Origin of the sequence: Rhodococcus sp. UNC363MFTsu5.1 (assembly GCF_000686785.1) — a bacterium.
In the GTDB taxonomy this organism is placed as follows: domain Bacteria; phylum Actinomycetota; class Actinomycetes; order Mycobacteriales; family Mycobacteriaceae; genus Rhodococcus_G; species Rhodococcus_G maanshanensis.
The window spans coordinates 67,932-76,201 of sequence record NZ_JMLO01000031.1; the positions used below are offsets into that span (position 1 = coordinate 67,932).

The 8,270-nt window shown below is 69.0% G+C and carries 7 protein-coding genes; 5 read left to right on the forward strand and 2 right to left on the reverse strand.

What is annotated here, in order from left to right; genetic code table 11:
- Nucleotide 1: 1 nt before the first annotated feature.
- Nucleotides 2-1,369, forward strand: a complete 1,368-nt coding sequence (locus BR31_RS0121410; protein WP_027502769.1) for a serine/threonine-protein kinase — start codon at nucleotides 2-4, stop codon at nucleotides 1,367-1,369.
- On the forward strand, nucleotides 1,366-3,291 hold the full coding sequence (gene pknB, locus BR31_RS0121415; RefSeq protein ID WP_027502770.1) for a Stk1 family PASTA domain-containing Ser/Thr kinase: 1,926 nt from the start codon (nucleotides 1,366-1,368) through the stop codon (nucleotides 3,289-3,291). Before BR31_RS0121410 ends, pknB begins: the two co-directional genes overlap by 4 nt.
- An 11-nt stretch (nucleotides 3,292-3,302) precedes the next feature.
- On the opposite strand, the gene BR31_RS29640 is transcribed toward pknB, so the two are convergent.
- Together BR31_RS29640 and BR31_RS0121425 are read right to left on the reverse strand one after the other, a co-directional pair.
- Nucleotides 3,303-4,196: an AraC family transcriptional regulator gene (locus BR31_RS29640; protein WP_037177646.1), complete on the reverse strand. Its 894-nt coding sequence runs from the start codon at nucleotides 4,194-4,196 to the stop codon at nucleotides 3,303-3,305.
- 90 nt (nucleotides 4,197-4,286) lie between these two features.
- Nucleotides 4,287-4,844, reverse strand: a complete 558-nt coding sequence (locus BR31_RS0121425; RefSeq protein WP_027502771.1) for a TetR/AcrR family transcriptional regulator — start codon at nucleotides 4,842-4,844, stop codon at nucleotides 4,287-4,289.
- A 248-nt stretch (nucleotides 4,845-5,092) separates the two neighbouring features.
- Here BR31_RS0121425 and BR31_RS0121430 point away from each other — a divergent pair, with 248 nt between their 5' ends.
- The 3 genes from BR31_RS0121430 to qcrB form a co-directional block, all read left to right on the forward strand.
- A complete protein-coding gene (locus tag BR31_RS0121430; protein ID WP_027502772.1) occupies nucleotides 5,093-6,307 on the forward strand; it encodes a cytochrome P450 in 1,215 nt (404 codons plus the stop codon).
- A gap of 75 nt (nucleotides 6,308-6,382) precedes the next feature.
- Nucleotides 6,383-6,760, forward strand: coding sequence for a limonene-1,2-epoxide hydrolase family protein (locus tag BR31_RS0121435; RefSeq protein WP_027502773.1), 378 nt, complete (start codon nucleotides 6,383-6,385; stop codon nucleotides 6,758-6,760).
- Nucleotides 6,761-7,134: 374 nt separating this feature from the next.
- The coding region (qcrB, locus tag BR31_RS29645; protein WP_037177650.1) for a cytochrome bc1 complex cytochrome b subunit at nucleotides 7,135-8,270 on the forward strand (1,136 nt) is incomplete at its 3' end.

The window sequence follows — 8,270 nt, forward strand, 5'->3', positions numbered from 1 at the left end:
GATGAGTCTGAACAACGGCGCGGTGATCGCGAACCGGTACCGGCTGCAGCGGCTGATCGCCACCGGCGGCATGGGCCAGGTCTGGGAGGGCACCGACAACCGCCTGCACCGCCGGGTCGCGGTCAAGGTCCTCAAGTCGGAGTACTCAGCCGACCCCGAGTTCCTGGAGCGCTTCCGCACGGAGGCCCGCACCACCGCCCAGCTCAACCACCCTGGCATCGCGGGGATCTACGACTACGGCGAGACGCTCGACAGCGTCGGCCAGTCCACCGCGTACCTGGTGATGGAGCTGGTCAACGGAGAACCGCTCAACGCGGTGCTGGGGCGGGTCGGCCGGCTGGCGCTGCCGCACGCGCTCGACATGCTCGAGCAGACCGGCCGCGCCCTGCAGGTGGCGCACGAGGCGGGCGTGGTGCACCGCGACGTCAAGCCGGGCAACATTCTGATCACCCCAGCAGGCCAGGTGAAGATCACCGACTTCGGTATCGCGAAGGCCGTCGAGGCCTCCCCGGTGACCCGGACCGGCATGGTGATGGGCACCGCCCAGTACATCGCACCCGAACAGGCACTCGGACAGGACGCCTCACCGGCCAGTGACGTGTACTCGCTCGGCGTGGTCGGCTACGAGGCCCTCGCCGGCAGGCGCCCGTTCGTCGGCGACGGCGCGCTGACGGTGGCGATGAAGCACGTCCAGGAGGTGCCGAGCCCGCTGCCTGCGGATCTGCCGCCCAACGTGCGCGAGCTGATCGACATCACGATGGCCAAGGACCCGGCCGCGCGGTACGGCAGCGGCGGCGAGTTCGCCGACGCGGTCGCCGTGGTCAGGTCCGGCGCGCGGCCGCCGCTGCCAGGAGCGGGCCTGCCGCCGCGACCGGGGACGGGCGTGGTGCCGCCGATCGTCGGGACCCAGATGTTGCCCACGTCCCAGCGCGAATATGCTGGCCCCGATTCCGGGTCGGTGCCGGCGGTGGCGACGGGCATGACCAAGGGACAGAAGATCCTGGCGTGGGGCGGCGGCGGACTGCTGCTCGCGGCCCTGCTGATCTCCGTGGGAATCCTTCTGTTCGGCGGTGGCGGAGGGCCAAGCGATCCGACGCCGCCGAAGGTGACCACGTCACGGCCGGTGGTCACCACAACCACCCGCCCGCCCGTGACCACCACGACGGAACAGACGACCACGACAGAGGAACCGACGACCACCACGACGGAACCGACAACCACGACGACCACCACCACAACGGAACCGACGACCACCACGACGGAACCGACAACCACGACGACGACCACCACGACAACGACGACCCGCCGCACCACCACCGCCACGACCACGCCGGAAGAACTCGAGCCGGCCCCTCAAGGACAGCCATGACCACACCCCGCAAGCTCTCTTCCCGCTACGAGCTGGGCGAGATCCTCGGCTTCGGTGGCATGTCCGAGGTGCACCTCGCCCGCGACATGCGCCTGAGCCGGGACGTGGCGATCAAGGTGCTGCGCGCCGATCTCGCCCGCGACCCCACGTTCTACCTTCGCTTCCGCCGCGAGGCGCAGAACGCGGCGGCACTGAACCATCCGGCCATCGTGGCCGTCTACGACACCGGCGAGGCCGAGACCGAGGGCGGTCCGCTGCCGTACATCGTGATGGAGTACGTCGACGGCGACACGCTGCGCGACATCGTCCGCACCGAGGGCCCCATGCAGGCCCGGCGCGCGATGGAGGTCATCGCCGACGTCTGTGCGGCGCTGGATTTCAGCCACCGCAACGGCATCGTGCACCGCGACATCAAGCCGGCCAACATCATGATCAACCGCGCAGGCGCGGTGAAGGTGATGGACTTCGGCATCGCCCGCGCCATCTCCGACGCGTCCAGCCCCATGACGCAGACCTCCGCGGTGATCGGCACCGCGCAGTACCTCTCGCCCGAGCAGGCGCGTGGTGAACAGGTCGACGCCCGCTCGGACGTGTACTCGCTCGGCTGTGTGCTGTTCGAGATCCTCACCGGGGAACCGCCGTTCAAGGGCGACTCCCCCGTCGCGGTGGCGTACCAGCATGTCCGGGAAGACCCGGCCCTGCCGTCGAGCGTGAACTCGAACGTGCCGCGCGAGCTCGACTCGGTGATCCTCAAGGCGATGAGCAAGAACCCGGCCAACCGGTACCAGAGCGCCGCCGACATGCGTTCCGATCTGGTGCGGGTGCTCGGCGGTCAGCGTCCCGGCGCGCCGATGGTGATGAACGACGAGGACCGCACCACGATCCTCGGTGCTGTCGACGCGCCGAACCGGTACGGGGCGCCCCCCACCTCGCCCCCGCCGGTGGCGCAGGCGGCCGGGCCAGGGCCCGAGGACGGCCAACCGCGCAGCCGCAAGGCCGTACGCGCGGTGTTGCTGTCGGTGGCGGCGCTGGCGGTGATCGGCATCGTCGGCGCGTTCCTGTGGTCGCTCGGCCCCGGCTCGAAGGCCGCGCAGGTCACCGTCCCGAACGTCACCAACCAGTCCGCGCAGGACGCCCAGAACGCGCTGCAGGACCTCGGTTTCCGGGTACAGACGCAGCCGAAGCCCAGCGATGAGGTGGCCTCGGGCAACGTCATCACCAGCATCCCCGTCGCGGGGACCAGGGCCGACGAGGGCACCACCGTGACCCTCGACGTGTCCACCGGTCCGCAGGAGGTGGAGGTCCCGACGCTCACCGGCATGACGCAGGCGCAGGCGGCGCAGGCACTGAACGCGATCGGGCTGCAGTTGGACCCGACGGTGAGCACGGCCACGTCGACGCAAGACCAGCTGGACAAGGTGGTCTCGCAGAAGCCGGACGCCGGGTCGAACGTCGCGCTGGACGGCACCGTGAAGATCACCCTCGGCAGCGGACCGGAACAGATCCGGATCCCGAACGTCGTCGGCCAGACCCTCGACGTCGCGCAGCCGAACATCGAGGGTGCCGGCTTCAAGGTCCAGGTCGAGAACATCGACTCCGGCAGGCCCAAGGGTGAGGTGGTCTCCACCGACCCGACCGGCGGCAGCGCGGCGACCAAGGGCGCCACGGTCAAGATCCGGGTGTCGAACGGCAACATGGTCACGATGCCCAACCTGAACAACCAGAGCGTGTCGCAGGCGCTCGACTCCCTGCGGCGCGCGGGCTGGACGGGATCATCGAGCCAGCTCGTTCAGCATCCCGAGGCCACCCTGGAGACCGATCAGGTCGGCAAGGTGGTCACCCAGGCGCAGCCGTCGGGCTCGGAGATCTCCAAGACCGCAACCATCTCGGTCGGGATCGGTCAGCTCGGCATTCCCCGCTAGCCGGGACCGCCTCACCGCTCCGGAGTGGACGACTGGGTTCGTCGCCACCGGAGCGGTGAGGTGGCGAAGCGTTTCCGGAAGGCCCGGCTGAACGCGGCGTCGGACTCGTAGCCGACCATCGTCGCGATGGTGCCGACCGGCGTGGAACTGTGCCTCAGCAGCTCGGTGGCGCGGTCCAGTCGGCGCTCGGTGACATAGGCGCCCGGTGTCTGCCCGACGAGGCGGGTGAACCGCTCGGCGAAGGCGGAACGGGACAGCGCCGCCAGGTGCGCCAGCCCCTCGACGCTCCAGTTTCGGGCCGGATCCCGGTGGAGGGCCTCGAGCGCCTTACCGACCTGGGGGTCCATGGCGGCGGTCAGCCAGCCGCCCTCGGCGACCCCGCTGCCCGCCCAGGCCCGCAGGATCTGGACGAAGAGCAGGTCCAGGATGCGGGAGACCATCACGGCGGACCCGGGCTTCGGGTTGGTGACCTCCTCACCGAGCAGTCGGCCACTCACCTCCAACCACTCGAACCGGGTTCCTGGCCCCTGGTGGAGCTCGATGGCGGTCGGGAGGACCGCGAGCAGGCGAGCGGCGGGCACCTCGTCGAGGCTGAACGTGCCGCGCAGCCACCGCGCGGCGCGATCGCGATCGGCCGCGCCCTGGCTGCTCTCCACCGAATGCGCACGGCCGTGCGGAAGCAGGGCCACGTCTCCGGCGCCGAGCGTGATCGGCGCTGCGGTGTCGCCGAACCGGATGACGACCTCGCCGCGCTCGACCAGGTACAGCGCCCGCAGGTTGCCCGCAGGTGCGACGGCGAACGGCGCGACCGACTCCAGGCGGTGGATCTGATCGCCGCGCAACCGGATGGTCTCGAGGACCTCCGACAACGCGTCCGGCCGGGCCAGGACGTCATCGGCCGTCATCTGTCTCCCCCCGTTCCCACGTCGGTCGCTCGCGTTCGTCCAATCTTGGCGCGCCGAACCCCGCCGTCAAGCTGCATCGGCCGGGCCGCGCTAGCGGAACGCCGGTTCCACGAAGCGTTCGACGAGCCGGCGCTCGGTCGCCGGGTCGCCCGCCGGGACGGTCAGCAGCGAGATGACCACCCGCACGACCCACTGCGCGGCCTCCGAGTCGGGCGCGATGCCCGTCAACGCCGTCGCAACCCTGCCGAGTTCGGGAGACGACGCGAGATAGTCGTCGCCGCGGCCGGTCCGTGAGTTGGTCACCCACTGGGCGAGCGCCGGATCGGCTCGCACGGCGGCGACGGAGATCAGGATCGCCTCGACGATCCGGCGGGAACCACTGAGCGGTTCGACCGCTGCCGCGACCTGCTGAGCCACCGCCGACGCTGCCGCGGCGACGACTCCGCCGACCAGCGCGGACTTGCCGCCGACGTAGCGGTACAGGGTCGCCCGGGAACACCCGGCCCTGGCCGCGACGTCCTCGACGCTGACCCGATCGAGTCCCCGCTCCAGGAACAACTCCGCCGCGGCGGCATGGATCCTCGCCACCGCGAGCGCGCGCCGGTTGCCGCCGGCCAGCCAATCCGACCCCGCGTCCGATTCGTCCACGAAACGCCTCCGAACGCTGTCTCGGGTTCATCTCAAGGTGAGACAAATTTGTCGCTCAGTCTACAAACTCATCCCGTGTCTCACCGCCGTGAGCTGCGACGGCGCCACACCGGATCGGCAGCGTGAGATTTCCCGTTCGAGCAGGTCACACAGCACAATCTCATCTTCTGCCTCGCCCTTGACAGGTCCTCGGCACCGGGTGGACGGTGGTGCATCTGAAACCCGTTCTACTACCGGTGGGAGCCTCGATGACCGCGTTGCCGCTCGAGGGGATCGACATCTTCGACCCCGCGAATCTCGACGATCCGAACCGGCTGTACCGCGCGCTGCGGGAGGACTCGCCCGTCCATCGCGTCCCCGGAACCGACTTCTACCTCGTGTCCACCTGGGACCTCGTCACCGAGGCCGCGACCCGCGTCGACGACTTCTCCTCCAACCTGACCGGCGTCCTCGTCCAGCAGTCCGACGGGCCGCCGCTGACCTTCGACATGGACGGCGGCGGGCAGGCGATCCATGTCCTCGCGACCGCCGACGATCCGACCCACGCCCACCACCGCAAGCTGGTGCTGCAGACGCTCGGCAAGAGGATTCGCGCGCTGGGTCCGACGGTCGACCTCCTGGCGGACCGGCTGTGGGGCGAGGGCCTGCGGGACGGCCGGATCGACTATGCGACCGGCATGGCGGACAAGCTCCCCCTCGCGCTGATCGCCGACCTCGTCGGGCTGCCCGAGAGCGACGTCCCGCAGCTGCTGACCTGGGCGTACGACAGCACCGAGCTGCTCGGCGGAGTGGTCACCGCGGACCGGCTCGGTCAGCTGGTGACCTCCTCCGTCGAGCTGGCCGGCTACCTGCACACCCAGTTCATCGGGGCCAAGAAGGACCCGCAGGACGACTTCATGGGTGTCCTCGCGCGCGCCTGCGCCGACGGCGATCTCACCGACGATGTCGCGGTGCTGATCCTGGTGCAGCTGGTCGGGGCGGGCGGCGAATCCACCGCGGGGCTGATCGCCAACTCGGCGCGGCTGCTCGCAACCAACCGGGAGGTCCAGAACCGGCTCCGCGACAACCCCGCCCTCATCGACCATTTCCTGGACGAGGCGCTCCGGCTGGAGTCCCCGTTCCGGGCGCATCATCGGCACGTCGTGGCGGACACCACGCTGGGCGGGGTGACGCTGCCCGCGGGCAGTCACGTGCTCCTGCTGTGGGGTTCGGCCAACCGCGACCCGGCACGGTTCGAGCGTCCCGACGAGGTCGTCCTCGATCGCCCGAGCATCCGCTCCCACCTCGCCTTCGGCAAGGGCACGCACTTCTGCGTCGGATCGGCGCTCGCGCGGATGGAGGCGCTGGCCGCGGTCACGATGCTCATCGAGCGCAGCTCCGATATCGCCCTCGCCGACGACGCGGCCTGGGTGCCGAGCATCTTCGTTCGGCGTCATCTCAGCCTTCCACTCCAGATCAACTGACCCACAACTTGATTCAGCCTCAGAGAGGACCTCGAAATGACCGCCTCCCAGGATGCCCCCACCACACACCCGCACATCGACCCAGGAGCCCTCGTCACCGCCTTCTGTGCCGAGTGGAAGGACGGAGACGCGGCGACGATCGCCGGCTATTTCAGCGAAGACGCTGTGTACCACAACATTCCGATGGAACCGTTGTACGGACGCGCCGCCATCGCCGATTTCCTGCACGGCTTCATCTCGGCGTTCGGGGGCATCGAGTTCACCATCCACCACCAGGCTGTCAACGGGGCCGTCGTCCTGAACGAACGCACCGACCGGTTCGACCTCGGAGGCCGGCACGTGGAATTGCCTGTGATGGGCATCTTCGAGATCGAGTCGGGCGAAATCATCTCGTGGCGAGACTATTTCGATATGGCCCCGATCACGAAGCTCCTGTCCGGGGAGACGGGCTGAGGATCGCCGCGCCGATCACCCGCCTGCGCTCGCTTGCTCGGTTGCAGGCGAGCGGGCACGGCGAGCCGGCCACCCGGATGCTCCCGGATCACATGGCCGAGGGCGTGGGCGGGGCGATGGATCCCTACCCGGTGCGAGGACGGTGATCGCGGAGTCGGCGCAGGTACAGGGCCCGCAGACGCGCCGGAGTCGTGCCGGGTATCCCTTCACCCGGGACGCCGCCAGGACTAAACTGCAAGAGCACTGAGTAGTTGAGAAAGCGTGTGCGCTGCGCGCTCAAGTTCGGCCCTGCCAGGTCGCCGCTGCGCCCACGACCTAGGCCGGACACGGGTTCGACGCTGGACTTGCGGTTCCTGTGGGAGAGGGGCCACGACATGAGCCGTCGCGGGTCCAAGGTCTCCGCTCACGCCACCAAGGCGGCCGAGAGCACCGATTCTCGGTACCACCTTGCCGCAGGCGTGCGTAGGCAGATCAACAAGGTCTTCCCGACGCACTGGTCATTTCTGCTCGGCGAGATCGCGCTCTACAGCTTCATCGTCCTGCTGATCTCGGGTGTCTACCTGACGCTGTTCTTCGACCCGTCGATGACGGAGGTCATCTACGACGGCGCCTACCAGCCGCTGCGCGGCGTCGAGATGTCCCGGGCGTACGAGACCGCGTTGAACATCTCGTTCGAGGTTCGCGGCGGCCTGTTCGTCCGGCAGATCCACCACTGGGCGGCGCTGATGTTCGCCGCGGCGATCATCGTGCACCTGCTGCGCATCTTCTTCACCGGCGCGTTCCGACGCCCGCGTGAGGCGAACTGGGTCATGGGCTGCCTGCTACTGATCCTGGCGATGTTCGAGGGCTTCTTCGGATACTCGCTCCCCGACGACCTGCTGTCGGGAACCGGCCTTCGCGCCGCGCTGTCGGGCATCACGCTGAGCATCCCGGTGGTCGGCACCTGGATGCAGTGGCTGATCTTCGACGGCGACTTCCCAGGCGATCTGATCATCCCGCGTCTGTACGTGGCGCACGTGCTGCTGCTGCCCGGCATCATCCTGGCGCTGATCGGCGCGCACCTGGCCTTGGTCTGGTACCAGAAGCACACCCAGTTCCCCGGCATCGGCCGCACGGAGCAGAACGTGGTCGGCGTCCGCATCCTCCCGGTGTTCGCGGTCAAGTCCGGTGGGTTCTTCGCACTGACCTTCGGCGTGCTGGCCGTGATGGGCGGACTGCTGCAGATCAACCCGATCTGGAACCTGGGCCCGTACAACCCGTCCCAGGTGTCCGCGGGCGTGCAGCCCGACATCTACATGATGTGGACCGACGGCATGGCGCGGCTGTGGCCGGCGTGGGAGATCTACCTGTGGGGCACCTACACGATCCCGGCGGTGTTCGCGGTCGCGATCATCATGGGCCTGGTGTTCACGGTGCTGATCGCCTACCCGTGGATCGAGAGGAAGTTCACCAAGGACGACGCCCACCACAACCTGCTGCAGCGTCCGCGCGACGTTCCGGTGCGCACCTC